The organism is Shewanella sairae (assembly GCF_023283535.1).
Taxonomy (GTDB): Bacteria; Pseudomonadota; Gammaproteobacteria; order Enterobacterales; family Shewanellaceae; genus Shewanella; species Shewanella sairae.
This window is the reverse complement of sequence record NZ_JAKILT010000040.1, coordinates 22,062-48,091: the sequence shown is the minus strand read 5'-3', so window position 1 is coordinate 48,091 and position 26,030 is coordinate 22,062. Positions and strand designations below refer to the sequence as shown.

General features: G+C 44.0%; 26 protein-coding genes. 13 read left to right on the top strand and 13 right to left on the bottom strand.

From position 1 onward, the window contains the following. The first annotated feature begins 326 nt into the window (after positions 1-326). Positions 327-884, top strand: a complete 558-nt coding sequence (locus L2748_RS16070; RefSeq protein WP_220781276.1) for a gamma carbonic anhydrase family protein — start codon at positions 327-329, stop codon at positions 882-884. Positions 885-901: 17 nt separating this feature from the next. Here the strand turns inward: L2748_RS16070 and L2748_RS16065 are convergent, their stop codons facing one another. Together L2748_RS16065 and aroE are read right to left on the bottom strand one after the other, a co-directional pair. Further along, positions 902-1,180: a DUF1488 family protein gene (locus L2748_RS16065; protein ID WP_220781275.1), complete on the bottom strand. Its 279-nt coding sequence runs from the start codon at positions 1,178-1,180 to the stop codon at positions 902-904. A gap of 23 nt (positions 1,181-1,203) precedes the next feature. Next, entirely contained in the window at positions 1,204-2,019 is an 816-nt protein-coding gene (gene aroE / locus L2748_RS16060; RefSeq protein ID WP_220781274.1) for a shikimate dehydrogenase, read from the bottom strand. Between the two features lie 172 nt (positions 2,020-2,191). On the opposite strand from aroE, the gene L2748_RS16055 reads away from it, so the two are divergent. Continuing rightward, on the top strand, positions 2,192-2,623 hold the full coding sequence (locus tag L2748_RS16055; RefSeq protein ID WP_220781273.1) for a group II truncated hemoglobin: 432 nt from the start codon (positions 2,192-2,194) through the stop codon (positions 2,621-2,623). A 144-nt stretch (positions 2,624-2,767) separates the two neighbouring features. Here L2748_RS16055 and hemF read toward each other — a convergent pair whose 3' ends face one another. The 3 genes from hemF to L2748_RS16040 all read right to left on the bottom strand — a co-directional run bounded on the left by hemF (position 2,768) and on the right by L2748_RS16040 (position 4,925). After that, on the bottom strand, positions 2,768-3,682 hold the full coding sequence (gene hemF / locus L2748_RS16050) for an oxygen-dependent coproporphyrinogen oxidase (RefSeq protein ID WP_220781272.1): 915 nt from the start codon (positions 3,680-3,682) through the stop codon (positions 2,768-2,770). Positions 3,683-3,710: 28 nt separating this feature from the next. After that, positions 3,711-4,274, bottom strand: coding sequence for an L-threonylcarbamoyladenylate synthase type 1 TsaC (gene tsaC / locus L2748_RS16045; protein ID WP_220781271.1), 564 nt, complete (start codon positions 4,272-4,274; stop codon positions 3,711-3,713). Positions 4,275-4,361: 87 nt separating this feature from the next. Continuing rightward, entirely contained in the window at positions 4,362-4,925 is a 564-nt protein-coding gene (locus L2748_RS16040) for a DNA topoisomerase family protein (RefSeq protein WP_220781270.1), read from the bottom strand. Between the two features lie 135 nt (positions 4,926-5,060). Here L2748_RS16040 and L2748_RS16035 point away from each other — a divergent pair, with 135 nt between their 5' ends. Further along, positions 5,061-6,833, top strand: a complete 1,773-nt coding sequence (locus L2748_RS16035; RefSeq protein ID WP_220781269.1) for a collagenase — start codon at positions 5,061-5,063, stop codon at positions 6,831-6,833. Positions 6,834-7,030: 197 nt separating this feature from the next. Here L2748_RS16035 and L2748_RS16030 read toward each other — a convergent pair whose 3' ends face one another. The 3 genes from L2748_RS16030 to L2748_RS16020 all read right to left on the bottom strand — a co-directional run bounded on the left by L2748_RS16030 (position 7,031) and on the right by L2748_RS16020 (position 9,778). Then, entirely contained in the window at positions 7,031-7,504 is a 474-nt protein-coding gene (locus tag L2748_RS16030; RefSeq protein ID WP_220781268.1) for a DUF494 family protein, read from the bottom strand. A 2-nt stretch (positions 7,505-7,506) separates the two neighbouring features. After that, positions 7,507-8,526 (bottom strand): DNA-processing protein DprA, encoded by a 1,020-nt coding sequence (gene dprA / locus L2748_RS16025; RefSeq protein ID WP_220781267.1) that lies wholly within the window; start codon positions 8,524-8,526, stop codon positions 7,507-7,509. A gap of 154 nt (positions 8,527-8,680) precedes the next feature. Further along, a complete protein-coding gene (locus L2748_RS16020) occupies positions 8,681-9,778 on the bottom strand; it encodes a LysM peptidoglycan-binding domain-containing protein (RefSeq protein ID WP_220781266.1) in 1,098 nt (365 codons plus the stop codon). A gap of 149 nt (positions 9,779-9,927) precedes the next feature. Between L2748_RS16020 and def the strand changes: the two genes are divergently transcribed. The 5 genes from def to L2748_RS15995 all read left to right on the top strand — a co-directional run bounded on the left by def (position 9,928) and on the right by L2748_RS15995 (position 15,709). Continuing rightward, complete coding sequence (gene def, locus L2748_RS16015) at positions 9,928-10,440, top strand: peptide deformylase (RefSeq protein WP_220781265.1); 513 nt, start codon at positions 9,928-9,930, stop codon at positions 10,438-10,440. A 4-nt stretch (positions 10,441-10,444) separates the two neighbouring features. After that, the gene (gene fmt, locus L2748_RS16010) at positions 10,445-11,410 is read left to right on the top strand and encodes a methionyl-tRNA formyltransferase (RefSeq protein ID WP_220781264.1); all 966 of its coding nucleotides are present in this window, start codon (positions 10,445-10,447) and stop codon (positions 11,408-11,410) included. Between the two features lie 6 nt (positions 11,411-11,416). After that, complete coding sequence (gene rsmB, locus L2748_RS16005; protein WP_220781263.1) at positions 11,417-12,697, top strand: 16S rRNA (cytosine(967)-C(5))-methyltransferase RsmB; 1,281 nt, start codon at positions 11,417-11,419, stop codon at positions 12,695-12,697. Between the two features lie 7 nt (positions 12,698-12,704). Beyond that, on the top strand, positions 12,705-14,114 hold the full coding sequence (gene trkA / locus L2748_RS16000) for a Trk system potassium transporter TrkA (RefSeq protein ID WP_220781262.1): 1,410 nt from the start codon (positions 12,705-12,707) through the stop codon (positions 14,112-14,114). Between the two features lie 152 nt (positions 14,115-14,266). Beyond that, positions 14,267-15,709, top strand: a complete 1,443-nt coding sequence (locus L2748_RS15995; RefSeq protein WP_220781261.1) for a TrkH family potassium uptake protein — start codon at positions 14,267-14,269, stop codon at positions 15,707-15,709. Positions 15,710-15,764: 55 nt separating this feature from the next. Here L2748_RS15995 and hemG (L2748_RS15990) read toward each other — a convergent pair whose 3' ends face one another. Beyond that, positions 15,765-16,304, bottom strand: coding sequence for a menaquinone-dependent protoporphyrinogen IX dehydrogenase (gene hemG / locus L2748_RS15990; protein ID WP_220781260.1), 540 nt, complete (start codon positions 16,302-16,304; stop codon positions 15,765-15,767). Between the two features lie 200 nt (positions 16,305-16,504). On the opposite strand from hemG (L2748_RS15990), the gene L2748_RS15985 reads away from it, so the two are divergent. Next, positions 16,505-16,813, top strand: coding sequence for an ArsR/SmtB family transcription factor (locus tag L2748_RS15985; RefSeq protein ID WP_220781259.1), 309 nt, complete (start codon positions 16,505-16,507; stop codon positions 16,811-16,813). 65 nt (positions 16,814-16,878) lie between these two features. On the opposite strand, the gene hemG (L2748_RS15980) is transcribed toward L2748_RS15985, so the two are convergent. The 4 genes from hemG (L2748_RS15980) to pepQ all read right to left on the bottom strand — a co-directional run bounded on the left by hemG (L2748_RS15980) (position 16,879) and on the right by pepQ (position 21,132). Next, positions 16,879-17,406 (bottom strand): menaquinone-dependent protoporphyrinogen IX dehydrogenase, encoded by a 528-nt coding sequence (gene hemG, locus L2748_RS15980; RefSeq protein ID WP_220781258.1) that lies wholly within the window; start codon positions 17,404-17,406, stop codon positions 16,879-16,881. 140 nt (positions 17,407-17,546) lie between these two features. Beyond that, positions 17,547-19,004: a TrkH family potassium uptake protein gene (locus tag L2748_RS15975; protein WP_220781257.1), complete on the bottom strand. Its 1,458-nt coding sequence runs from the start codon at positions 19,002-19,004 to the stop codon at positions 17,547-17,549. A gap of 135 nt (positions 19,005-19,139) precedes the next feature. Then, complete coding sequence (locus L2748_RS15970; protein WP_220781256.1) at positions 19,140-19,754, bottom strand: YigZ family protein; 615 nt, start codon at positions 19,752-19,754, stop codon at positions 19,140-19,142. 55 nt (positions 19,755-19,809) lie between these two features. Then, on the bottom strand, positions 19,810-21,132 hold the full coding sequence (pepQ, locus tag L2748_RS15965; protein ID WP_220781255.1) for a Xaa-Pro dipeptidase: 1,323 nt from the start codon (positions 21,130-21,132) through the stop codon (positions 19,810-19,812). A gap of 364 nt (positions 21,133-21,496) precedes the next feature. On the opposite strand from pepQ, the gene fadB reads away from it, so the two are divergent. From fadB to ybaK, 4 genes are all read left to right on the top strand, one after another. After that, positions 21,497-23,650: a fatty acid oxidation complex subunit alpha FadB gene (fadB, locus tag L2748_RS15960; protein WP_220781254.1), complete on the top strand. Its 2,154-nt coding sequence runs from the start codon at positions 21,497-21,499 to the stop codon at positions 23,648-23,650. 18 nt (positions 23,651-23,668) lie between these two features. Next, positions 23,669-24,832 carry an acetyl-CoA C-acyltransferase FadA gene (fadA, locus tag L2748_RS15955; protein WP_220781253.1) on the top strand — a complete coding sequence of 388 codons (1,164 nt, stop codon included), beginning with the start codon at positions 23,669-23,671 and terminating at the stop codon, positions 24,830-24,832. 169 nt (positions 24,833-25,001) lie between these two features. Then, positions 25,002-25,463, top strand: a complete 462-nt coding sequence (locus L2748_RS15950; RefSeq protein WP_220781252.1) for a GNAT family N-acetyltransferase — start codon at positions 25,002-25,004, stop codon at positions 25,461-25,463. Between the two features lie 58 nt (positions 25,464-25,521). Further along, entirely contained in the window at positions 25,522-25,992 is a 471-nt protein-coding gene (gene ybaK, locus L2748_RS15945) for a Cys-tRNA(Pro) deacylase (RefSeq protein ID WP_220781251.1), read from the top strand. The last annotated feature ends 38 nt before the right edge of the window (positions 25,993-26,030 follow it).

Here is a 26,030-nt window from a genome sequence, read left to right as displayed (position 1 = left end):
AAGAAGTTTTTCAAGCGATGATTCTTTGTTCACTCTCGTGTAAACAACCATCATTCGAAGCTCTTAAAGCGATTGTCACCTGAGGCTAATTCCCGTAGAAGTTAATCTCTCTAACACCGCTGCAAGTCCCGTTCTATCTAAGCTTTCGTTTAGCTAGTTGGCCTGCTGTGCCGTGTCAGTGGATGCGCATTATAGGGAGTTCTCGGACTAGCGCAAGGGCAAAACTGAAGAAAAACGAACTTTTATAATCGTTTGCTCACAAAACCCACTGACTAGCTACTTTTTAGGCTTTATAATGCTAAAAACACCATAATTAGGACTTTTAGATGCCAAACTCTAGAAACAATAACTCACTACGCTCCTACAAAGGTGTCGCCCCTACACTTAAAGAAGGTGTTTATATCGATGAGGCTGCAGTTTTAGTCGGCGATATTACTCTTGATGAGAATGCCAGCGTTTGGCCTTTAGTTGCCGCACGTGGAGATGTAAACCATATCTATATTGGCAAACGTTCAAACATTCAAGATGGCACGGTTTTACACGTGACTCGTAAATCACCTTCGTTACCTGAAGGCCACCCACTTATTATTGGCGATGACGTCACGATTGGCCATAAGGCTATGTTACATGGTTGCCAAGTTGGTAATCGTATTTTAGTTGGTATGGGCGCAATCATTCTTGATGGTGCGATATTAGAAGATGATGTGATCTTGGGGGCTGGCTCTTTAGTGCCTCCTGGAAAAGTATTAAAGAGCGGCTTCCTTTATGTAGGTAGCCCAGCAAAGCAAGCTCGCCCCCTTACAGAAGCTGAACTCGCCTTCTTGCCACAGTCGGCAGACAACTATGTGCGACTTAAAAACGAGTATTTGCAAGAAAGCGTATAATCATACTTATATAGTGCCTATATAAGTACGACTCTACCTTGCTCATCGAATGACTCCTGTTCGATGAGCATTTCAACCTCTTCTTCTATATCAAAGCGGTATTCATCAAATACAGCTAACGCTTGAGCTTCAAGCCCATCGTTATCTTGTTCAAATGTGACTGAAGAAAGCTGAGTCAATTTATTTAAGCTAATGAGGCATTCAATGTTCGCCCCCTGCACTTGCGCAGGAAAGAGTATAGTCTGCGTTTGCGAGTCCCAATCTTGTAGATCTGGGAATAAAATACTTTGGTTCATATCTATCTCAAACTTTTCTAAAATTACAGTTCAGCTCGTAGCTGAGTTAATACCGGCTCAACGAGCGGCTTAGCCTTACGCCAAATATTGAAACTTTCTGCGGCCTGGCCTACCAACATACCTAAACCATCTATTGTTTGGCTCGCGCCCTGCGCTGCAGCCCAAAGATTAAATGCTGTAGGCTGTTTGCTATACATCATATCGTAGCAAACCGTTTGTGGCGTAATGGTATTGATACTGATGTTAGGCACATCACCACTTAAACTTGAAGAGGTTGAGTTGATGATCACATCGTAACTTTTTCCGGTATGATTTATAGGTAAAGCCTCTACAGTACCGTAACCCCAAAAGAGCTCTGCTAGCGACTCGGCTTTAGTTTGTGTGCGGTTAACGATAGTAAGTTTGGCAATACCTGATTGAAGTAGTGGTAATATACACCCTCTTGCTGCGCCACCAGCACCTACAAGCAGCACATCAAGCCCCACTAGACAGCCTAAGTTACGTTGCAGATCGGCAACTAGCCCTACTCCATCGGTATTATCACCACGGATTTTTCCATCGGCTAGTACAGATAACGTGTTTACTGCACCAGCTAGTTTTGCTTGCTCACTTAACTCATCACAAAGTAAAAATGCCTGCTCTTTAAAAGGCACGGTAACATTAGCACCACGACCATTATTAGCAGCAAACTCCTTAAAGCTGGCTTCAAATGCATCTACCGGCGCTAAAATGGCCTCATAAGTCAGTGGCTGCCCCGTCTCTCTAGCAAACATAGTATGGATAGTTGGCGACTTACTGTGGCCAATAGGATTACCAAATACTGCATATCGTTCAGTCATGCTTACCGACTCTATTTACTAAAAAATACAGTGTAACGTGGATTACGACCTAGGCAATCTATTCTAGTCCAGTTATTTTCAATTAAACTGACCAAGTAAAAAGCTTGATAAATCTACCGACTAGGTTGCTACACTAGCGGGCATATTTATTTGACTCTGGTATCAACAAGAAATGAACTGGTTAAAAAAGGTAATGGGTAGCAATAGCAATCAAGACAGAGATCCAAATCAATCGAATGCTTATGATCGCATTGGTGGTGAGAAAGTCATTCGTGCGATAGCCCATCAATTTTACGCTCAGATGCAAAGCAATCCAGCGACTCAAGAATTACTCGCGATTCATAGAGCCCCAATGGCTGACTCTGAACAGAAGTTATTTGAATTTTTAAGTGGTTGGCTTGGTGGACCGCAACTTTACCAACAGAAACATGGACACCCAGCACTGCGTGCCAGACACATGCCGTTTAAAGTCGATGAAGCAATGCGAGATCAATGGTTAATATGCATGAAAGCAGCGATAGAGATAGAAGTGAAACAGTTGCAGCATCAGCAAGCGATATATAGTGCGATTTCGACATTAGCCGATCATATGCGAAACCAATAGCGTTTACATGCTAATGGCTTCGCTATACTGGAAATCAGCTGATTACAACCTCTTGGTTTAAGCTGTTCACCATAGTGTAGCCCTTCTGGATTAGCAGCTGGAGTGTAAGCGCACTCCCTTCGCACCAACCAATAACGTAAATACTTATAGGCTTAGCCAATCTCTTGGTTTAAGGAAATCACTATATAATAGTGCCTCTGGGCTGCCCGCTTCTGGCGTATAAGCATATTCCCAACGAACGAGTGGCGGCATTGACATTAATATCGACTCGGTACGGCCACCGGTTTGTAGACCAAATAAGGTGCCACGGTCATACACTAGATTGAACTCAACGTAGCGACCTCGACGATAAAGCTGGAATTGACGCTCATGCTCGCCGTATTCGGTGTCTTTACGACGCTCAACGATTGGTGCATAGGCGGTTAAAAAACCATTACCTACCGCTTGCATAAAGGCAAAGCTCTGCTCAAACCCTTGCTTATTAAGGTCATCAAAAAATAAGCCTCCTACACCACGTGTTTCATTACGGTGCGGTAACCAAAAGTATTCATCACACCACTGTTTATATTTAGGATAAGCCTCTTCACCAAATGGTTCACACAATGATTTTGCACTTTGATGCCATTGCACAACATCTTCTAAATATGGGTAATAAGGCGTTAAGTCGAAGCCACCACCAAACCACCAAACGGGATCTGCACCTTCTTTGCTGGCAATAAAAAAGCGTACATTGGCATGAGTCGTTGGAATATGTGGGTTATTCGGGTGAATAACTAGCGAGACTCCCATAGCTTCAAAGCTACGGCCAGCAAGCTCTGGGCGATGCGCCGTTGCCGATGCCGGCATAGATGCCCCCATGACATGGGAAAAATTCACCCCTGCTTGTTCAAATACAGCACCACCGGTTAACACGCGGCTTTGCCCGCCACCGCCCTCTTCACGCTTCCAAGAGTCTTCAGCAAATTGTGCTTGGCCGTCTAACGCTGCTAATCCATTGCAAATTCTATTTTGAAGATCGAGTAAGAAAGCTTTTACTACTGCGGGATCTGGTGTGCTCATATTATTCCTTTTTATAGATAGAGGCTAATTAACCTTGTCTTAAAATGGTGCCAGTTTTGGCATCAATAATCGTTGATGGTGACGCTTGAGTGCCTAAATCGCCTTTTACCAATCCAGCAATCATACCGGTAAACTGTTGTTTGATACTTACAGCTGATAACGCGGGCTCTTGCCCTGATAAATTTGCACTGGTCGACACGATGGGCTTATTGATTGCAGCGCATAGTGCTTTAACCCCCTCATGCGCAGTAACACGCACAGCAATAGAATCAAAGCTACCGCTGAGTAACTGAGACAATCCCGGCTTAATCGGCATAATAAAAGTATAAGGCCCTGGCCACTTACTCTTGGCAAACTCGAGCTGCTCTGCGGTTAATTGTGACTCATCAATATAAGGCGTTAATTGTTGATATTCGCCAGCGACTAAGATTAAGCCTTTTTGCCAAGGCCGCTGTTTAATCTGTAATAGCTGTTCAATGGCATCATTATTATCAGGATCACAACCTAAGCCGTATACAGCCTCTGTTGGATAAGCGATAACGCCACCTTGTTTGACAAGCTCAGCAACGTCAGCAGGCAATACTTCTAACATTTATCTCTCTTCACCTTGTATTAGGCCATAGAATATATGCCGCCATGATTACTCAAAAGTGGCATTAGTGAAAGTTAATATGGCGATTTAAACTGTGCGTTTGTATTTACAGGCCTTTTCAGGACACTCCAAACGCATACCCGCCACTCCTTTACGCTCGACCAAAATACCAAAGCCACAATCAGGGCAAGACTCGGCTACCGGAGGGTAATTCACTAAAAATTTGCACTTAGGATAACCGCTGCACGCATAAAACGACTTACCAAAACGGCTAGTTCTATGCTCAATATGACCTGATTTACACTTAGGGCAAGGGATCTCATCTTCGCTATTCGCTTGGTCATGCTTTTCAATATGACTACAAGCAGGGTAATTAGTGCACCCAATAAAGATACCAAATCGGCCCGACTTAACTGCCAATTCACTACCACAATCAGGGCAAATGGAGCCTTGAATGACTTGAGTGTCTATCGACTCATGTTGAACAAGCGGCCGAGTGTAGTCACAACTAGGATAATTGTTACAGCCTATAAACCCACCGTGTTTACTGTGTTTCACCGACAACTCGCAGCCACATTTAGGGCAAAGCTCAAACTCTTTTTCAAGAGCGTGCTCATGCGTTGTAAACAGTTGTTGATCGATCTTAGCCATGATTATCTCAATTCATCTATGTGACGCCATTCTACCAAGGAATCGCTTAAGTTTTATATTCCAGTGTTAGAATTTCGTAAAAAGCAATGATATATTGTATTCAATATTTAAAGGTGTAAATTTAAAGGGATAAAAATGAATACATCCTCAAAGTTCGCTATAACAATTATAGCGGGTATGCTCGCCTCTCTTTCCGGCTGTGCTAGTGTCAATCAACCAGCAACCAACCCGCAGCTCATCAACCAAATCAATACGGCTGCAGAAGCCGATCTGTTTAATGCCCAAAGTCCGCTACTCACAAAAGAGGCTTTTTTACACGCTAGCCTCGCGCTGGGTATGACTCAAGACGTCGAAACCGCTAATCAATTACTTTACTACTTCCGTGCTTTTAGTTATTACGGACCAGTCGATGAGCTTACCGATGCTGACATCAAAGCTTTAGCTACCGCACTCGAAGAGCTCTCAGATTCAGGCATGCTCAATAGCCAATCTCGCCTGCAAGAGCAATATGCCGTAACCGTATACCGTTACTTTGCAAACAATGAAGCGGCTTTCGCCTTGGCGCCACTATTACCTCAATTAGCAACTCAACTACAGCAGCTTGCGACATCAACATCAAACGAAGCTAACGACTACGGTTTACTAGAAACACTTAAAGCCTATGGCTTTTTGCTTAATATTGGCCGTAAAGATATCGATGGTCAGCTAAATACAGTATTGCTAGATGCTGAACTCAATACGCCATTACTCGAGTTTGCGGCAAGCCCCGAAAGTATACGCGCCGAAAATGATTGGCCACGCGCCAACGCATATTGGACGCTAGCACTGTACCGCCTTGCCCTGCAATCATCTGAAAATGGTGAAGATACCAAGCAAGAGCTTGCCATTGATGAAGCTGTCGCTGCTATCGCAAAAGCCGACGTTGCACGACGTGGAGATGCAGCTAAAGATACTTATACAGCAGGTTTTCATGTCAACGTATTTGGTGGCCAAGAGCTGTGTGAAAAAAATAGCGAAATATGCCGCATTCCCGAGCTGAAAACAGCGTTACCTATTGAGCACCACTGTTCTGATAGCCTATTTATATTGACTCAAGATCTCAACCAGCAAGAATTGGCAGAAAGCTGCACTAAGCTGACATCTCAAGAGTCTAACTTCCATAGCGTGTTAGAGACCAAACACCAACCTGCACCTAATGATTTTAATACAGCCCTTAGAGTTGTCGCTTTTAAAAACTGGAGCCAATACCACTTAAATGGCCAACTTATTTTCGACATCAATACCGACAACGGCGGTATGTATATCGAAGGCACGCCCTCTAAGCCCGGTAATCAGGCTACATTTTTTGCCTACCGCCAGTGGTGGATTGAGCCAGAGTTTAAAGTTTGGAACCTTAACCATGAATATGTACATTATCTAGATGGTCACTTCGTCAAATACGCTGGCTTTGGCCATTTCCCAGCAAAAATGGTGTGGTGGTCTGAAGGATTGGCTGAATATATCTCTAAGGGCGATGAAAACCCATCAGCACTGCGAGTCATTAAGCGTGACATTGAGCAAGCACCTACTTTAGAAGAGGTTTTTGCTACCGAATATAAAGATGGTCAAGATAGAACCTATAAATGGAGCTACATGGCTATCCGCTTCTTAGCGGAAAACCATCACGCAGACTTTGTACAGTTAAGTCAATTTCTTAAAACCGACTATTTCGAAGGTTATGAGCAGTTGATGGCATCATTAACCAAGCACCAACCACAGTTTGCTGATTGGTTAAACGTTCAGGTTAATGCCTTTAATGATAGCGAAGGAAAGGCTAAACCTAGGCTGTACAAGCAAGGTCGATATGACTATCGCGACTACCTTCAGCCACAGCATTTAGCTCATGGTGAAAATCATCTGAAATTCTAAGCACAACGCCTATTTGTCTGCATCCATGGCAAATTGGCATAAGTGTTCAGACCTCTAGGGATAGAGGAAATGCGAATAAATATACGACTGAATGGATTCAGGAGGTAGAGTAACGCAGGACGCAGTTACCGATGGAACATTTATCGCCAGACACAAAAAAGGAGGCTTCGGCCTCCTTTGTTTTAATCATATTGCACTTATGAGTGCAAACGTCCATCGGGCTGTTCAAAGATCAGGTCTTCCATCTGCTCATAGGCTGATTCATGACCAGGGGCGTTAAATAACACCATTAAAATAACCCACTTTAGGTCGTCTAAAGTCAAAGTGGGTTCATCAATTTCCATCACACGATCAATCACCATTTCACGTGTTTCCACACTAAGCACTTTAATTTGCTCTAAAAATAGTAAAAAACCACGACTTTCGACATCTATCTTTTCCATTTCCGCATCAGTGTAGATTCGGAACGAATGCTGATCATGATTACAAAGATAAGGCGTGCCGGCTTCTTGTAGGTCGGCTAAATGCTCCAACCAAGCAAGGGCTTTAATGATTTCACTTTGATGAAATCCCGCGCGTGTTAGTTCTTTGGTGAGTTCGTCTTCATCAACAAGAAGTTCAACTTCACTGTGAACATAGTTTTCAAATAAATACATGAGGATATCAAACATGGCTAGCTCCTCTTCAGTCTTATGTAACCACCAGGGACTGCAGTAATCCAACCCTGCAGCTCGAGTTCAAGCAATTGCTCCAATACTAGCTCTATGGTTTTTCCACTATGTTCGACCACATCGTTAATTGTTGTAGTCTCATAGCCTACACTAGCTAACAGCGAGGAAAATGGCAAATCAGAGGCGCTTTCCCCCCCTATATGGTGACACGCTTTAACTTCTTCAAGGTGGTAATGCGATAAAGCTGCAACTTCTTCGAAAATATCACTCACCGATTCGACTAATTTAGCGCCATCACGTAATAACTTATGGCAACCTTCACTTTGGCCACTAAGCACGCTACCAGGAATAGCAAACACCTCTCGTCCTTGCTCACAGGCTAAGCGTGCAGTGATTAATGAACCACTCTTTAAACTCGCTTCAACCACTAAGGTTCCTATAGTTAGACCACTAATAATCCGGTTTCGTTTCGGAAAATTACCAGCAAACGGTTTGACCTCAGGCCAAAACTCACTAATAACACAACCATCTTTTTGAATAGTTTGGTAAATACTCTGATGCCGTTTAGGGTAAACCACGTCGACCCCTGTACCTAAAACCGCAATGCTAGGTTTACTAATATCAATGGCCGCTTGATGTGCAACGCCATCAATACCTAATGCCATTCCGCTAGTAATGGTTAAACCATGCTCTGCCAACTGCGTCGCTAACTCATAGGCAACCTTCTTACCCCCTATTGTTGCATTGCGACTGCCGACAATTGCGATGCTCGGAAATAATAATGCATCAATGTTACCCTTTAAAAACAACACTGTTGGGGGATCACTGATTTGTTTTAATAGTGGCGGGTAAAGCGGACTATCCAAGTAGATAAGGTGGTGATCATCTGCCGCTTGCTGCCAATCTAATGCGGACTCAACCAAAGCAAAATTGGGAGATAATGAAGACTTGAGTAACGATTCAGGCAAAGGTAACGCTTGTGGCTCGTGCGCTAACCTTTGCGTTAACTCAGCTACATCCATGTAGTTTAATAATTGTTTAATCCGAGCTGGCCCTAGCCCAGATACAGCAGAAACAACCAGCCAGTCGACCAGTTTATCGTTAATAGCTAATCCTTTAAAAAATCGATATCACAATAAAAATTATAATCGATAATAAACCTAGATTAACTTTAGACTACTCACTGCTGATCAGCGAGTCCGGTATAACTAACTTATCATCCACTCTTACTGGTCGATCATTTACCATGATGATACCCATACTGGTTTTATCAAAAACTTTGAATACCATTAACTTACCACGATAAAGATCAGGCATTTTCATCACGTTATCAGCAGACATATTTGCCAGTAGCTTTTCATAACGATTGCGGTCATGGGGTTGTACAGGTTGACCGTTACCGTCAATAACAACCACTTTTCCATCTTTAAAAATTGAAAAAACCTGGCCGGCTTCAAGCCCATCAGCGGTACCGCGATCGAGATAAACCACATCTAGCTTGCCCATTTCACGAATGTTCTTGCCAGATGCCAACACTTTCGTAGGCTCTGTAAGTTCAGCAGCTCGCGGCATAAAGTAAGCAGACATAAGTGAATCATCTTCAATAGGCAGCACCCGATATCCGGCCTCTGTTTCTCGGAGGTTACTCAATAGCTCAACCTTTGAGACAGCGCCAGACTCTACAACTCGACCAGAGGCGGAAAGAATTACCTCTAAACCTAAATGCTCTCCCTGGCTATTCTTAAATGTGCGTCCATCAGCATAAACCCCAAGCTTTTGACCAACAGGTAGCTCACCTTGAACATAGATAATATCGTTCATAACATGAAATTTAGAGGTACTTTCACCGCCCATAACTTTAGGTTGCAACTCGAACCAGCCACTATCAACAACACGATTTTGTAATAGATAAGATTGGATTAACGACAAATCAACCGCAGGAATTGCACCATTTTTTGCAGATATACGACCCTGAGGGCTCTTTTTTATATGTGGCTTCATCACCAAACGCGGTTCACCATCAATAAAAACCAAAGTCAGCTTGTCACCAGGGTAGATTAAATGAGGGTTAGCAATCTGTGGGTTTTCCCCCCACAACTTTGGCCAATGCCAGGGATCTTTCAAGAAAAAAGCAGAGATATCCCAAAGGGTATCGCCTTTTTTAACCACATAATAATCCGGGTGGCCAGATTTTAGCGTTAACGTATCTGCGAAAACCGAAGCACAACTAATTAAACTAATTATAAGTGAAGCAAGTAATATTAACCGTTTCATCTGGGTATCCGTACCATTTGCCCTTTTTATTAAAGTATATATAGAGCTTTTGCTGTTATTGAATGCCGCTAACGACTAAAATTGAGCCATTAGCAAAAGTCAGTATAACTAACTGGCTCAAATTTGACAGACTTGTTAAGAGTTTAGATATGAGTTTATTAAAAGTTTTACAATTTCCAGATGAAAGATTACGTACAGTAGCTAAGCCTATTACAGAGTTTAACGCTGCACTTCAAACACAAATCGACGATATGTTCGAAACAATGTACGAAGAGAAAGGCATTGGTCTCGCTGCCACTCAAGTTAATTACCACCACCAGCTGATAGTGATGGATCTGCAAGATGAAGTTGAACGCCCTAAAGTGTTCATCAACCTTGAGATTATTGCTAAGAGCGGTGACTTTTGTAATGAAGAAGGTTGTTTATCTGTTCCTGGCGTTTACGCCAAAGTAGACCGCGCCGAATTTGTTACCATTAAAGCGCTCGACCGCGATGGTAAAGAGTTTACCCTTGAAGCTGACGGACTGTTTGCCATTTGCTTACAGCATGAACTTGACCATCTAGCGGGTAAGTTGTTTGTCGATTACTTATCGCCACTTAAGCGTCAACGTATCAAGCAAAAACTCGAGAAAGCAGCTCGTCTAGAAGCAAAACAAGGATAAATTTTTGAAACCATTAAATGTCATTTTTGCAGGAACGCCAGACTTTGCTGCACGCCATCTTCAAGCGCTAATCGACTCAGAGCACAATGTAATTGCGGTATACACTCAGCCAGACAGACCTGCTGGCCGAGGAAAAAAATTACAAGCCAGTCCAGTTAAAGCACTAGCGCTTGAAAATGACATCGCAGTGTACCAACCAAAATCGTTACGTGATGAAGAGGCGCAAGCTGAACTCGCAGCGCTAAATGCAGACATTATGGTGGTTGTGGCGTACGGGCTTATTTTACCTAAAGTGGTACTCGACACCCCTCGTCTTGGTTGTATCAATGTACATGGTTCGATTTTACCTCGCTGGCGTGGTGCAGCCCCTATCCAACGTGCATTATGGGCAGGAGATACAGAAACTGGCGTTACCATTATGCAAATGGATATCGGCTTAGATACAGGTGACATGCTGCTTAAGACTCAGCTAAAAATCGAAGATACCGATACCTCTGCAACTCTTTATGAAAAGTTAGCCGAACAAGGTCCAAGTGCACTTGTTGAGGCTTTAGCTGGAATTGCAGCGGGAACTTTACCTGCCGAGAAGCAAGATGAAAGCTTAGCCAACTATGCAGAAAAGCTATCTAAAGAAGAAGCACGCCTAGATTGGACTAAGTCGGCTAACGCACTTTGGCGTGAAGTCCGGGCTTTTAATCCTTGGCCAGTTAGCCACTATGAGCACGAAGGCAATACCATCAAGGTATGGCAAAGCCATGTAAGCGACGAAACCAGCACCAAGCAACCTGGCACTATTTTATCTGCCGATAAAAACGGTATTAGCATTGCCACAGCTGAAGGTGTGCTAACCATCACTCAAATGCAACTGCCGGGTAAAAAGCCATTAAGTGTTGCCGACATTCTCAACTCAAGAGCAGACTGGTTTACTCCTGGCACTGTGCTAGCTAGTTCTGACAACCAAGAGGCTTAACCACTAATGAACTTAAGAGCGTTGGCCGCTAAGGTCGTTTTTCAGGTGCTAGAAAAAGGTATCTCTCTGTCAGTAGCATTGCCTGATCAGCAAAGACATCTCGATAATGGCAAAGATAAAGCCCTTCTGGCTGAGCTTTGTTACGGCGTAATGCGTTACTTGCCACAGCTTGATAAGCAAGTGAGTGACTGCATGAGCAAGCAGATGAAGGGCAAGCAACGTATCGTCCACCAGCTTTTGCTAGTGGGTTGCTACCAGCTGTATTTCACCCGCATTCCAAGCCATGCAGCGATATCTGAAACGGCCGAAGCTTGCCGACAGTTAAAGTTTGAAGGCTTGGTAAAAGTGGTTAATGGCGTGCTACGTAATATCCAACGTCAAGAAAAGCCATTAGCAACTGACAATGACACGCTGGCATACAACACACCCGCTTGGATTATTAAGCGCTTGAAAGAAGCTTATCCAGATAGCTGGCAAAATGTGATTGAGCAAAGCCATGAGCGCCCACCAATGTGGCTACGCAACAACCAACAATCTCAAACCAGAGAAACCTACTTACAAGCATTGGCGGGTTTAGAAATTGAAGCCGAAGCCGGCAATAGTCCTGATTCAATTTTATTAAGCAGTCCACGTGATGTAATGCAGCTGCCAGGGTTTGAAACCGGCGCGGCGTCGGTACAAGATGGCGCGGCTCAGTGGGCAGCCACATTATTAGCCCCGCAAGGTGATGAACTGGTACTTGATGCCTGCGCAGCTCCGGGGGGTAAAACTTGCCACCTATTAGAGTTAGCACCAGACATCAAGTTGGTTGCCGTCGACTTTGATGAAAAGCGTCTTGAACGCGTACAACAAAATCTCGATAGGTTGTCACTCAAAGCGGAGTGTATTCACGGCGATGCAGCCAAAATAGATTCTTGGTGGCAAGGCGATAAGTTTGACCGTATATTGCTTGATGCTCCCTGCTCTGCTACCGGTGTTATTCGTCGCCACCCTGATATTAAGTGGCTAAGAAAGAACAACGATATCGAAGAACTAGCGCAACTACAGGCACAAATATTTGATCATTGCTGGAAGTGGTTAAAGCCAGGTGGCACACTCCTATATGCAACATGTTCGATTTTGCCACAAGAAAACAAAGATCAAGTCAGTGCATTTTTAGCGAGAACACCTGATGCGACCTTGGTGCCGATTGCAGAGCAAGCTGATCCAAACGATATCGGTTGGCAGATTGTGCCAGGACAAAACAACATGGACGGCTTTTATTACGCTCGCCTAGTGAAGGATTAGTACGGCAATGAAAATTATCATTTTGGGTGCGGGACAAGTTGGCGGCACATTGGCCGAAAACTTAGTTGGCGAAAACAATGACATCACCATTGTCGACAGCGACAAGAATCGCTTACGTACACTGCAAGATAAGTACGATTTAAGAGTGGTGGTGGGTCATGGTGCTCACCCAAGTGTATTAAAAGAGGCCGGTGCTGAAGACGCAGACATGCTGATTGCGGTCACCAACAGTGATGAATGTAATATGGCTGCCTGCCAAATTGCCTATTCACTGTATGGTACGCCGACCAAAATTGCCCGAATTCGTTCAGAGCAGTACCTAGGTTTACGCGATAAGCTATTTATCGATAGTGAAACTAAAAATGCCGAAAACCGTCCTCGTGGCGGTTTTATCATTGATGAATTAATTGCTCCAGAACAGCTAGTTACCGCCTATATTGGGCGCCTAGTTGAATACCCAGGTGCACTGCAAGTGCTAGAGTTTGCTGAAGGCCGACTCAGCCTTGTTGCTGTACGTGCATATTACGGTGGTCCGCTGGTCGGTAACGCCCTCGCCGCCCTGCGTGAACATATGCCAAATATTGACACCCGGGTCGCGGCCATCTTCAGACAAGGCCGCCCTATCATGCCTCGCGGTACCACTATTATCGAAGCCGATGACGAAGTATTCTTTGTTGCCGACAGTCGCCATGTGCGCGCGGTAATGAGTGAAATGCAAAAGCTAGATAATTCTTACCGTAATATTATGATCGCTGGCGGTGGTAATATTGGTTTAGGTCTCGCTAAACAACTGCAACGTAATCACTCAGTAAAGCTGATTGAGCGTAAGCAAGAGCGCGCAGAAGAGCTGTCTGAGAAGCTTGAAAATACCACGGTATTTTGTGGTGACGCATCAGACCAAGAGTTACTGCTTGAAGAACATATCGATCAGACGGATGTGTTTATTGCTGTCACCAACGACGATGAAGCCAACATTATGGCGGCACTACTGGCTAAACGTATGGGCGCCAAAAAAGTCATGGTGCTAATCCAGCGTGAGGCTTATGTGGATATCGTACAAGAAGCCAATATTGATATCGCGATTTCACCTCAACAAGCCACCATTTCAGCCTTACTAACTCACATTCGCCAAGGTGATATTTGTAACGTGTACTCACTGCGCCGCGGCGCAGCAGAAGCGATTGAGGCAATTGCCCATGGCGACTCAAATACGTCTAAAGTGGTTGGTAAGCAGATTAGTGAGATCAAGCTGCCACCAGGTACAACCATTGGTGCCATCGTGCGTGACGAAGAAGTACTGATGGCACACGATAAAACCGTTATTGAACAAGGCGACCACGTCATCCTGTTCTTAGTGAACAAGAAATTTGTTGGCGAAGTCGAAAAGCTGTTCCAACCGAGCGCCTTTTTCTTTTAAAGCGTGTTGGTACATCAATGCTCTACTGCATTGCGCTTCCCTTGTTAGCCAAGCAATTTGGTTAACAAGGGGATTAAGCGATGCAATAAGAATTGAACCATCAAAAAGACTCATTACTGAGTGCCTTTTTAATTAGATTGGTATAACCCATTATGCTGAACTATCGCCCACTGCTATTTATTCTCGGTATTTTCCTGTCGACACTGACGGGCTTTATGCTAATACCCGGTGCCTTTGCCCTCTATTATGGTGAAGAAACCGTTGCCGCCTTTATGATCTCATCACTGGTTACTGGTACTGCAGCGAGTTTTTGTATGCATCAAGGCCAAAGCAGCAAATTGCACCTCAATATTCGCGACATGTTTTTATTAACCTGCCTAACTTGGGTTATTGTCAGTCTGTTTGCAGCCATGCCTTTTACCTTGTATCACGGCATTAATTATACCGACGCATTTTTTGAGACTATGTCAGGGATCACCACCACTGGCTCAACAGTATTGTCGGGGCTAGATACCATGGATCACAGCATATTAATCTGGCGCTCACTGTTGCAGTGGATGGGCGGTATTGGCTTTATCGTTATGGCGGTAGCCGTATTACCATTTTTAAATGTCGGTGGTATGCGCCTCTTTAGAACCGAATCTTCCGACTGGGGCGATAAAACCACGCCGCGTACCCAGTCGATGGCAAAAAACCTGTTTATTGTTTATTGCCTACTTACCTTTCTGTGCTTTATCGCTTATCACAATAGCGGTATGAGCTGGTTTCAAGCCATAAACCACGCCATGACTACCCTGTCGACTGGTGGCTACTCAACTTCAGATCAATCAATGGCCGCTTTTTCAAATGAGGCGCACTGGGTTGGCACCACCTTTATGTTAGCCGGCGGCTTACCCCTGCTAATGTTTGTGTATATGGTGCAGCATCGCTCTATATCCATTTGGAACGATGCCCAAGTAAAAGGCTTTTTAAAGTTTGTTATTTTCGTATCTTGCTCACTGGCTTTATGGCTATGGAGTAGCAGAGAGATCGATGCCCTCGATGCATTGCGCCTTGCTAGCTTTAATGTGGTGTCAGTGGTCACGACCACAGGTTATGGCCTTACCGATTACACCGCTTGGGGCGCATTAGCCAATATCGCTTTTCTATTTTTAATGTTTGTGGGTAGTTGCTCAGGCTCAACTTCTGGCGGGATTAAAATTTTCCGTTTTCAGATTGCTGGCGTCATCATGCGTGAGCAGTTAAAGCAGCAGTTCCATCCCAATGGCGTGTTTAAAGAGCGCTATAACAAGCGCATTATTAAAGATGATATTGTGCGCTCGTTAGTGACTTTTATTCTACTGTTTGTCATGGTCATAGTGCTGCTGTCTATAGTGTTAGTGCTTACCGGACTCGACCCAGTCACTAGCTTTACCGGCGCCATTACCGCTGTCACCAATGTCGGTCCTGGTTTAGGTGGCACTATTGGCCCAGCAGGAAACTTTTCTACTCTACCCGATGTGGCTAAATGGGCTTTAGCGATAGGCATGTTACTTGGTCGCTTAGAGATTTTAACGGTAGCAGTACTATTCCACCCTAGCTTTTGGAAGTACTAACCCTATTTTTCAGCTACAAAAAAGCCGCATCAAGTGCGGCTTTTGAGTCAATCGCCTACTTAGCTAAACTAATCAGGTGCTCTGCGTAAACTTTCACATCCTCCCAATCAGTGTAATCAATCACAGATTTAGGATCAGTAGGGCCGTCGGTGATCTTCATAATCAACTGGATCATCATTCTGTCGTACCAACGCCAAGATGGGTAATCCACCTTACCCGCAATCACTTTAACATCATTTGGTTTCCAAGCTGAAAGCTCAATAAACTTTTGCAGATATTTATTATTTTCAGGAATGCGCTTTTCAGGGTTACGGGCAACCACGTTGACACTAAAGAAGCTTGAAGCCTTGCTGTTTAGCTCTGCTTGGTACTGGGCACTAAACTCAAATACCGACTTATGATAACTGCCATAAAGTACGCAAGCACCTAAAGCAACAACATCATATTTAGCCCAATCAATACCTTCAGCTTTAGCTTCGTTGATATGCATCATATCGCACTTGTGACCAATACTTAGAAGGTGGTCGGCAACAGCGCGGCTAATTCTGGCAGTATGACCACCACGAGAATAATAGAGTACCAGAACAGATTTCATCTTGATCCCAATAGAGAATTTGTTGTTTAAAGACATTGTTACAGCAAATTGTAGTTTTTACAGGAGAATGGATCACAAATTAGGTATAGCTCATATTATCGACATCAAAAATTGTGAGAAGCAGCATCCACAAGTATATTGTCTTATCAATACGACTCAATTAGAATTAACTAATTAAAGGCTATGGGGTAAGTTAGCGTATGCAACAAGAAATCGATGCCAGTGCAATGGTCACTAATGCAGAAAGTGCGGCTAAATGGCTAAAAGCAATTGCTAACCCATATCGTCTAATGATCTTATGCTTATTACTCGATAAAGAGCTCAGCGTTACCGAACTCAATAAAACAGTGCCACTAAGTCAATCAGCACTTTCGCAACACTTAGCTGTACTACGCTCAGAAGATTTGGTCGCCACTCGCAAAAGCTCTCAAGTGGTTTATTACACCCTGAAAAATGAACAAGTCACTGAAGTCATTTCAATACTGCATCGTAAGTATTGCGCTCAATAAGCACTGCCAATTTTAAAACAAAAAAGCCTGCTATTAAGCAGGCTTTTTATGATTAATACGAACGGTTAACGCTCAGCAAAGGCGCGAGCAAACTCATCCACTTTATTCCAATCAGTAAACTCGAAGGTACCAGTTGTATCTGTCGGTCCCTTGGTCATCCACATAATAAAACGAATCATCACTTTATCGAATAAGCGATATTTAGGGTAATCAATCTTACCTGCAAACACGGCTAACTGTTGTGGTTGCCATAATGACAGTGCCAAAAACTTCTTCATGTAGGGGTTGGTTTCTGGGGTGTTTTTCTCTGGTTTACGCGCCACAACGTTAACGGTAAAAAATGCATTTTGCTTAGCATTAAGTACCGCGTGGTTACGATTAATAAACTGATAAAGTTCCGGTCTATGTTTACCGTAGCGAATACTCGCCGCCACTAAAATTTTATCAAATTGTGCCAAGCCAAGTTTTTCAGCCTCATCAATAGACACCATAGAAACCGTGGCATTTTGCTCTTGGTTAATTTTTTTGATTTGCTCGCAAATCGCTTTGGTTTGGCCATCAACCGTCGAATAGATTATTAGTGTATTGCTCATTAACGTCCTACTATTTTCCTAGTATCACTTAGGTCTTACTAGGCACAACTTACAATTATTGGCCTATCTATATTCAATATACTTGCGAATGATTAACGCTAACTTAGCCCAAGTATACAAGTAAGTATCTTTACACTAATTTAGTTTTTCCAGAAGGTCGGCGTAAACAAAATGAGTAACGTAAACACTTCTAAACGACCAAACAGCATGGCAAACAATAGCACCCACTTTTCACCATCGCCAATACTGGCGTAGTTACTCGCCACCTCACCTAAACCTGGGCCTAAGTTATTCAAACAAGCTGCTGTTGCACTAAAGGCTGTAATCGCATCCATCCCTTGCGCCATCAAAATAAGCATACACACGACAAACACTAACGCGTAAGCAGAGAAGAAGCCCCATACCGCATCAATAACCCTATCGGGCAGCGCGTTACCACTAATACGAATAGAGAACATACCACGTGGATGTACTAAGCGTTTTAACTCTCGAGAACCTTGTAGCAAAAGTAAAATAACGCGAATGACTTTAATACCGCCTGCTGTTGAGCCACCACTGCCACCAATAAAGCTAGAGAAAATTAGTAAGATAGGTAAGAACAGCGGCCATGCATGGAAACTCTCGGTACCAAAACCCGCTGTAGTGGAAATCGATACAGCTTGGAACAGCGCATAATCAAAAGTTTCTTCTGCCGAGTCATAAATGCCTGAGCCATACAGGGTGACAAAACAGATGGCAGTTAGCACCAATTGAATCGCAATGAGCACTTTAAACTCGGCGTCTCTAAAGTAGACTCTAAGGTTAATACCGCGGCGAGAAAAAGCCGCAAAGTGTAAGCTAAAATTCAGTGCTGCAATCAGCAGAAACACCACACAGATCAGGTTGATTGTTGGGCTGTCAAAGTAGCCCATACTGGCGTCGTGAGTAGAGAAACCACCAATTGCAATGGTTGAGAATGAGTGACAAATCGCATCAAACACATCCATCCCCGCCAACCAATAAGCAAAGGCGCAAGCGACGGTTAATGCTAAATAGATATACCAAAGCGCCTTAGCGGTTTCGGCAATCCTCGGGGTCATCTTACTGTCTTTAACTGGTCCCGGCATTTCAGCGCGATATAGCTGCATCCCCCCAACGCCAAGTACAGGCAAAATAGCCACCGCCAGTACAATAATCCCCATACCACCAAGCCATTGCAGCAAGTGGCGATAGAACAAAATCGCTTTGGGTAGGCTATCGAGGCCGACAATCACCGTGGCACCGGTGGTGGTCAGCGCAGAGAACGACTCAAAAAAGCTGTCGGTTAAACTTAGTGAGGGTTGGCCGGAGAAAATAAACGGCACAGCACCAATAGAGCCTAGTACCACCCAGAACAATACCACCAGCAAGAAGCCTTCGCGGGTACGCAGATCTTTACGATGAGCACGGTTGGGATACCAAAGGCTAAAACCCAAAATCAGGCACAATACAAACGCCTGAATAAATGCCATGCCGCCACCATCTTTATAAATAACGGCTACTAAGGCAGGTGGGAGTAAAGATAAAGAAAACAGCCCCATCAGCAGGCCTGTAATTCTTATAATTGTTCGATATTGCATTGATTCCCATCACTCGCGCTAATGCTACAGCGCATTTTTGTACACATAATTAATGACCTTGTACCGCAGCAATTGCAATACAAAGCGCTTGTTACACTTATTACCGATAAATCAGCAAACATAAAACTGGCTAACTTACTCGGCAAATATGGCTTTCAACTGGCCTTTACTCATAGTGGCTAGATCGACGTTTAGCTGCACCTTAAACGCTTTAGGTATAGCAAATTGAATCACTATATTGTCGCTAAACTGTTTGTCGTCAATCACCACGTCATATTGGGCAAAAATATGCTCAACATCTTTGAGTTGATGATAATCACACACTAGAGTCGCTGGATAACGGATCTGCTTAAGTTGAGTTTGCAGCTGAGGAATCGCTTGTTTGATCCCTGAACTATAGGCTCTTACCAATCCACCCACGCCCAGTTTAGTCCCGCCAAAATAGCGGATAACAACTGCGCCAACTTCACCAATATTAGCGCCCTGTAGCGCCGCTAACATCGGCCGACCAGCACTACCTGAAGGTTCACCGTCATCACTAGAGCCCATATTGACGTTATCCGTTGGTGCACCACCAACAAAAGCGTAGCAATAATGGTTTGCTCCCGGATACCCAACCTTTAGGTTGGTAAGTACACACTTCAACTCTTCTGCAGACTGGCAGTGAAATAGAAAAGAGATAAAGCGACTATGCTTTATCTCTTCTTCAAATAATAGCTCTGCGGCAGGAATGAGATAGCTCTCGCTCAAAATAGTTCTCTCAATCGATTATTCGCGATTATCTCGGCCAAATTAGCGAAAAACATTAGCGATTCAACCCTAAATCTCGGGTCATATTCTCAATACTCTCGCCATGAACAATCACGTTATCTTCAATACGAATACCACCAAATGGCCTTAGGGTATCTACCGTATTCCAATTAATTTGAGACTGACGCTTATCTTGTTTTAGCTGCGCTAATAGCGAGTCAATAATATAAACGCCCGGCTCTATGGTCAGTACCTGATTAACATCTAACTCTCGGGTACAACGTAAAAACGGATGCGCATCAGGAGCCGCAATATGAGTTCCCTTATCATCACCAAGGAAACCGCCCATGTCGTGCACCTGAATACCTAACATATGACCTAAGCCATGGGGGAAGAACACGCTAGTTATGCCCTGTTCGACCAGCCCCTGTACATCGCCGCTGACAATATCAAAATCCAACAAGATCTGCGCTAACTTATAATGAGTTTCGACGTGCAATTGCACATAGCTCACACCTGGCTTCATCATATTGATGATCTGCAGCTGTAAATTGTCCATAGCAGTAATCAAATCATCGAAAATATTCTTCTCGAACGCATAGCTACGGGTGATATCAGATGCATAACCGTTAAAGTTAGCACCTGCGTCAATTAAGAATGAACGACGCTGGGCTGGCGGTTTTTGCTCGAGTGCCGTGTAATGCAAAATCGCCGCGTTTTCATTAAGCGCAACAATGCTGCCGTAAGGGACTTGGTTTTCACCTTGTGATACCGCCGATAAGTAAACTTGTAAGATCTCAAACTCACTCGCACCATTATAGAAAGCTGTTTTAGCCGCCTGATGCCCGGTCACAGCAATTGCGTTGGATTGACGCATACAAACCAACTCATAGTCAGTCTTTGTTGCACGGTGGTAATTAAGGAAGCTTAACACTGCGTCTGGATTACGCGCCTTAAAGCCCAAGACATCAGCCACATCTAAGTGCTCACCAATATAAGCCCAATTATCAATATCTTTAGGAAGATACTCAGCAACTTTATCGGCTTTGGTCAAAAACTTAATATCGACGTGCTCTGACCAATATTCTGTCGGCTCTGCAGCCACTTTATGCCAAAAATCCACAGGGCGATAAAAGATTAACACTGGCTTATCTATGCCATTTACGATCAACCATGAGTTAGGATTATCGGTCACCGGTAACCAGGCTTTAAAATGTGGATTAACTTTAAAAGGGTAATCTAGATCATCTAAAAACTGTCTGTGTGCTTGGCCTGAGTGAATGACTAAGCCCGACAAATTTTCGCGAGAAATAATCTCGGCGACACGACCATTTAAGACTTGAAGATGGTCATGATAGAGATGCGCTAACTGTTCCATGAGGGTTACCCTATTGTTATTATTTAGCCAAATTTTCGACGACGGCTCAGTCTAACACATCGTTAATTAAAATTTTTCTTCAAACACATTATTCGCATTTACAGGCAAATAATCAGCCGCCAACTTAAAATCTAAAAGCCTGCAAAAGAACAATAAAACCATGATTATTAAAAGCTATTATTTAGGTGAACCAAAAAACCAAACGATCGTTTAAATTGGGTGTTGTAATTTTATGTGATTCATCGCACACTGGATGGCAACTGGTCAAATGATGGCCTAAGCTGCTGTGACAAAGAAAGTTACATTCAGATAATAAAATCATTAACGATCTGGATAGTGGACTTAAGCTATAAGGAAGCAAGCAATGATCTACCAAAGCCCTACAATTGAGGTTGAGTTACTCGAAGATAATATCGCTCACCTATGCTTTAAAGCACAAGGTTCAGTTAACAAATTAGATAGAGCAACCCTCGATTCGTTAAATGCTGCGCTCGACAGCATCAAACAAGATCCAAACATCAAGGCATTGATGCTGAGCTCAGCTAAAGATGCTTTTATCGTTGGTGCTGACATCACAGAGTTTCTGGGACTATTTAAAGAAGAAGATGCGGTATTACATTCTTGGCTTGAACAAGCTAACGACGTATTCAATAAGTTAGAAGATTTACCCTTCCCAACTCTTTCAGCAATTAACGGCTTTGCGTTAGGTGGCGGTTGTGAAACCATCTTAGCAACAGACTTCCGTATCGCAGACACCACAGCTCGCATTGGTCTTCCTGAAACTAAATTAGGTATTATCCCCGGCTTTGGTGGCACAGTACGTTTACCACGTGTTATCGGTGCCGACAACGCACTTGAGTGGATTACTTCAGGTAAAGATCAACGCCCAGAAGCCGCGCTAAAGGTTGGCGCTATTGATGCCGTTGTCGCTCCAGAGCAGTTAAAAGCCGCTGCATTAAAAATGCTTAAAGACGCCCTAGCAGAAAAGCTAGATTGGCAATCTCGCCGCGCGAAAAAGCAAGCATCGCTAACCTTGCCCAAACTTGAAGCTATGATGTCTTTTGCTACAGCGAAAGGCATGGTATTTAAAATTGCCGGTAAACATTACCCTGCACCAATGGCTGTCATTAGTGTTGTCGAGCAAGCAGCACAAAGTAGCCGAGCAGAAGCCTTACAAATTGAACATCAAGCGTTTGTAAAGCTAGCCAAAACCGAAGTTGCCCAAGCACTGATTGGTATTTTCTTAAACGACCAACTCGTTAAAGGTAAAGCTAAGAAAGCTGGCAAACTGGCTAAGAAAGTCGATTCAGCTGCGGTACTTGGTGCAGGCATCATGGGTGGTGGTATCGCCTACCAAAGTGCCAGTAAAGGTACACCAATCGTGATGAAGGATATCGCCCAACCCGCACTCGATTTAGGCTTGGGTGAAGCAGCAAAACTGCTTACCGCGCAAGTTAAGCGTGGCCGTTCAACGCCTGCGAAAATGGCTGCTGTATTGAATAACATCACCCCTGCACTCGACTATGCACCGGTTAAAGATGCTGACGTCATTGTTGAGGCGGTTGTTGAGCATCCAAAAGTTAAATCTATGGTACTGGCTGAAGTTGAACAGCATGTTAGTGAAGATGCCATTATCACCTCTAACACTTCAACGATTTCAATCAACCTATTAGCTAAGAGCCTTAAAAAGCCTGAGCGCTTCTGTGGTATGCACTTTTTCAATCCGGTGCACAAAATGCCATTAGTCGAAGTTATTCGTGGCGAAAACAGCTCAGAGGAAACTGTTGCTTCCGTTGTAGCCTATGCCAGCAAGATGGGTAAAACCCCTATCGTGGTTAATGACTGCCCAGGTTTCTTTGTTAACCGCGTACTCTTCCCTTATTTTGCAGGCTTTAGTGGTCTACTAGCAGATGGTGCTGACTTTGCGGCTATCGATAAAGTGATGGAAAAGCAATTTGGTTGGCCAATGGGCCCAGCTTACTTACTTGACGTTGTTGGCCTAGATACGGGTCATCACGCACAAGCTGTGATGGCCGAAGGTTTCCCAGACCGTATGGGGAAATCAGGTAAAGATGCTATTGATGTGATGTTTGAAGCAGAACGATTTGGCCAAAAGAACAGTAAAGGTTTCTACCAATACTCAGTTGACCGCCGCGGTAAGCCAAAGAAAGATTTAGACCCAACCAGCTATGAATTACTACAAGCTGAGTTTGGTGAACAAAAAGCATTTGAATCAGATGAGATCATCGCTCGCACTATGATCCCTATGATTATCGAGACAGTGCGCTGTCTTGAAGAAGGAATTATCGCTTCGCCTGCTGAGGCGGATATGGGCCTAGTTTACGGCCTTGGTTTCCCACCATTTAGAGGCGGTGTCTTCCGTTACCTAGATACTATGGGTGTAGCTAACTTTGTCGTACTAGCAGATAAATACGCACACTTAGGTGGTCTATACCAAGTGACCGACACTATGCGCGAACTTGCCGCCAATAATGGCAGCTACTACCAGCAGGCTTAAGCAGGAAGGATTAGAACAATGAAAAATGCCGTTATCGTAGATTGTATCCGTACGCCAATGGGCCGCTCAAAGGCTGGTGTATTTAGAAATGTACGTGCAGAAACTTTATCTGCAGAATTGATGAAAGCGCTACTTGAGCGCAACCCAAAGCTTGATCCAAACACTATTGAAGATGTGATGTGGGGTTGTGTACAGCAAACCCTTGAGCAAGGCTTTAATATTGCCCGTAACGCGGCTTTGCTAGCTGGTATTCCTAAGCAAGTTGGCGCAGTTACTGTTAACCGTTTATGTGGCTCATCTATGGATGCTCTCCACCAAGCGGCTCGTGCGATTATGACAGGCCAAGGTGATACCTTTATCGTAGGTGGTGTTGAACATATGGGTCATGTACCAATGAACCATGGCGTCGACTTCCACCCAGGTCTTGCTAACAATGTTGCTAAAGCCTCAGGCATGATGGGCCTTACAGCAGAAATGCTCGGCAAGATGCACGGTATTACTCGTGAACAGCAAGATGCCTTTGCAGTACGCTCACATCAACGCGCTCATGCAGCCACAGTGGAAGGCCGTTTCGCCAATGAAATAGTAGCGATTGAAGGTCATGACGCCGATGGCGCCTTGATAAAAGTAGAGCACGATGAAGTGATCCGCCCAGAAACATCAATGGAATCACTGTCAGGTCTACGCCCAGCTTTTGACCCAGCCAACGGTACAGTGACTGCTGGTACTTCATCAGCATTATCTGATGGCGCGTCAGCCATGCTAGTAATGGAAGAAGAGAAAGCTAAAGCGTTAGGCTTACCCATTCGTGCAAGAATTCGCTCAATGGCGATTGCTGGTTGTGATGCAGCGATTATGGGTTACGGGCCTGTACCTGCCACTCAAAAAGCACTTAAGCGTGCAGGTCTAACCGTTGATGACTTAGACGTTATCGAACTTAACGAAGCCTTCGCTGCTCAGTCGCTACCTTGCGTTAAAGACTTAGGTTTGATGGATGTGGTTGATGAGAAGATTAACCTTAATGGTGGCGCGATTGCGCTCGGTCATCCACTTGGTTGTTCTGGTACGCGTATCTCTACTACCTTGATCAACCTAATGGAAGCCAAAGATGCTAAGTATGGTCTAGCAACCATGTGTATTGGTCTAGGCCAAGGCATCGCGACTATTTTTGAGCGCCCGTAAAAGCTTCAGCTCTAATAGATAAAAAGCCAGCGTAAGCTGGCTTTTTTGTTTTCGATTCAAGCTGTTTACCTCAAACGAGAAATCATAAGTCACTCAAAGTCCAAACCGGCTAGCCTATTTCCAACAACTGCATTAACCTGAAGTCATCTGTTCTCCCTTAGGATGCGCGATGAAATTAGTATTGCTTGCCGACAATGACTCAGCCATACCTCAAATAGCTAAATGGTATAACGATGAATGGGGCTCTATTGGTGAAGGTCGTAGCACTCAAGAGCTGCAACTTAAGCTCAAGGCTTACCTTAACCACGACAAGCTTCCTTTAATTATCTTAGCCCAAGATGGCGATGAACTACTCGGTGAAGCTCAACTTCGTTTCCATGAAATGGATATCTACCCCGAGAGAGAGCATTGGCTTGGTGGAGTTTATGTTGCCTCCCAGCATAGAGGTAAAGGCATAGCCAATAACTTAGTAAACGCTATTATAGATAAGGCCAAGGAGATCGGGGTAAACAGTATTAACTTACAAACCCAAGATTTTACTGGCGGTCTATATACTCGCCTCGGTTGGCAACCTGTAGAACAGGTCACTTATCACGGTATTAAAGTGCAGGTTATGGAAAGATCACTGTAACTTTAGGCTCGTATCAACTTAAGTCCACACGGCCTGCACTGCATATATAGGTAACACAATGACTCCCGCTATCGACTTGCTCGTTAAACACAAAATTGCTCACCAAGTACATGAGTATCAGCATGACCCATCTTGCCAAGCTTACGGCTTAGAAGCGGCAGAGAAAATAGGTGTCGCGCCAGAGTTAGTATTCAAAACCTTAGTGGTTAAGTTGGACGGTAAGCAACTCGCGGTAGCCATTATCCCCGTTGCTGAAAAGCTCAGCATGAAGTTAATAGCAAAAGCAATCAAAGCCAAAAAAGCAGTAATGGCCGAAGCAATGGAAGTGCAGCGTAGCTCTGGTTATGTGCTTGGCGGTGTCAGTCCATTAGGACAAAAAAGACAGTTAATAACAGTTATTGATCAGTCTGCTGCTACTCTTGAAAAAATGTTCGTCAGCGGCGGACGCCGCGGGCTCGATATTGAACTTGCACCCGATGATATAAAGTTATTACTAAAAGCCCAGTTTACTCCAATCACCGCTGAGTAACAGTCTATTAATTTACAGTGTTCCACGTGGAACATTGT

Coding starts and splice junctions, on each gene's coding strand:
- L2748_RS16070 (WP_220781276.1), top strand. CDS start 327: ATGCCAAACTCTAGAAACAATAACTCACTACGCTCCTACAAAGGTGTC.
- L2748_RS16065 (WP_220781275.1), bottom strand. CDS start 1,180: ATGAACCAAAGTATTTTATTCCCAGATCTACAAGATTGGGACTCGCAA.
- aroE (WP_220781274.1), bottom strand. CDS start 2,019: ATGACTGAACGATATGCAGTATTTGGTAATCCTATTGGCCACAGTAAG.
- L2748_RS16055 (WP_220781273.1), top strand. CDS start 2,192: ATGAACTGGTTAAAAAAGGTAATGGGTAGCAATAGCAATCAAGACAGA.
- hemF (WP_220781272.1), bottom strand. CDS start 3,682: ATGAGCACACCAGATCCCGCAGTAGTAAAAGCTTTCTTACTCGATCTT.
- tsaC (WP_220781271.1), bottom strand. CDS start 4,274: ATGTTAGAAGTATTGCCTGCTGACGTTGCTGAGCTTGTCAAACAAGGT.
- L2748_RS16040 (WP_220781270.1), bottom strand. CDS start 4,925: ATGGCTAAGATCGATCAACAACTGTTTACAACGCATGAGCACGCTCTT.
- L2748_RS16035 (WP_220781269.1), top strand. CDS start 5,061: ATGAATACATCCTCAAAGTTCGCTATAACAATTATAGCGGGTATGCTC.
- L2748_RS16030 (WP_220781268.1), bottom strand. CDS start 7,504: ATGTTTGATATCCTCATGTATTTATTTGAAAACTATGTTCACAGTGAA.
- dprA (WP_220781267.1), bottom strand. CDS start 8,526: ATGGATGTAGCTGAGTTAACGCAAAGGTTAGCGCACGAGCCACAAGCG.
- L2748_RS16020 (WP_220781266.1), bottom strand. CDS start 9,778: ATGAAACGGTTAATATTACTTGCTTCACTTATAATTAGTTTAATTAGT.
- def (WP_220781265.1), top strand. CDS start 9,928: ATGAGTTTATTAAAAGTTTTACAATTTCCAGATGAAAGATTACGTACA.
- rsmB (WP_220781263.1), top strand. CDS start 11,417: ATGAACTTAAGAGCGTTGGCCGCTAAGGTCGTTTTTCAGGTGCTAGAA.
- trkA (WP_220781262.1), top strand. CDS start 12,705: ATGAAAATTATCATTTTGGGTGCGGGACAAGTTGGCGGCACATTGGCC.
- L2748_RS15995 (WP_220781261.1), top strand. CDS start 14,267: ATGCTGAACTATCGCCCACTGCTATTTATTCTCGGTATTTTCCTGTCG.
- hemG (WP_220781260.1), bottom strand. CDS start 16,304: ATGAAATCTGTTCTGGTACTCTATTATTCTCGTGGTGGTCATACTGCC.
- L2748_RS15985 (WP_220781259.1), top strand. CDS start 16,505: ATGCAACAAGAAATCGATGCCAGTGCAATGGTCACTAATGCAGAAAGT.
- hemG (WP_220781258.1), bottom strand. CDS start 17,406: ATGAGCAATACACTAATAATCTATTCGACGGTTGATGGCCAAACCAAA.
- L2748_RS15975 (WP_220781257.1), bottom strand. CDS start 19,004: ATGCAATATCGAACAATTATAAGAATTACAGGCCTGCTGATGGGGCTG.
- pepQ (WP_220781255.1), bottom strand. CDS start 21,132: ATGGAACAGTTAGCGCATCTCTATCATGACCATCTTCAAGTCTTAAAT.
- fadB (WP_220781254.1), top strand. CDS start 21,497: ATGATCTACCAAAGCCCTACAATTGAGGTTGAGTTACTCGAAGATAAT.
- fadA (WP_220781253.1), top strand. CDS start 23,669: ATGAAAAATGCCGTTATCGTAGATTGTATCCGTACGCCAATGGGCCGC.
- L2748_RS15950 (WP_220781252.1), top strand. CDS start 25,002: ATGAAATTAGTATTGCTTGCCGACAATGACTCAGCCATACCTCAAATA.
- ybaK (WP_220781251.1), top strand. CDS start 25,522: ATGACTCCCGCTATCGACTTGCTCGTTAAACACAAAATTGCTCACCAA.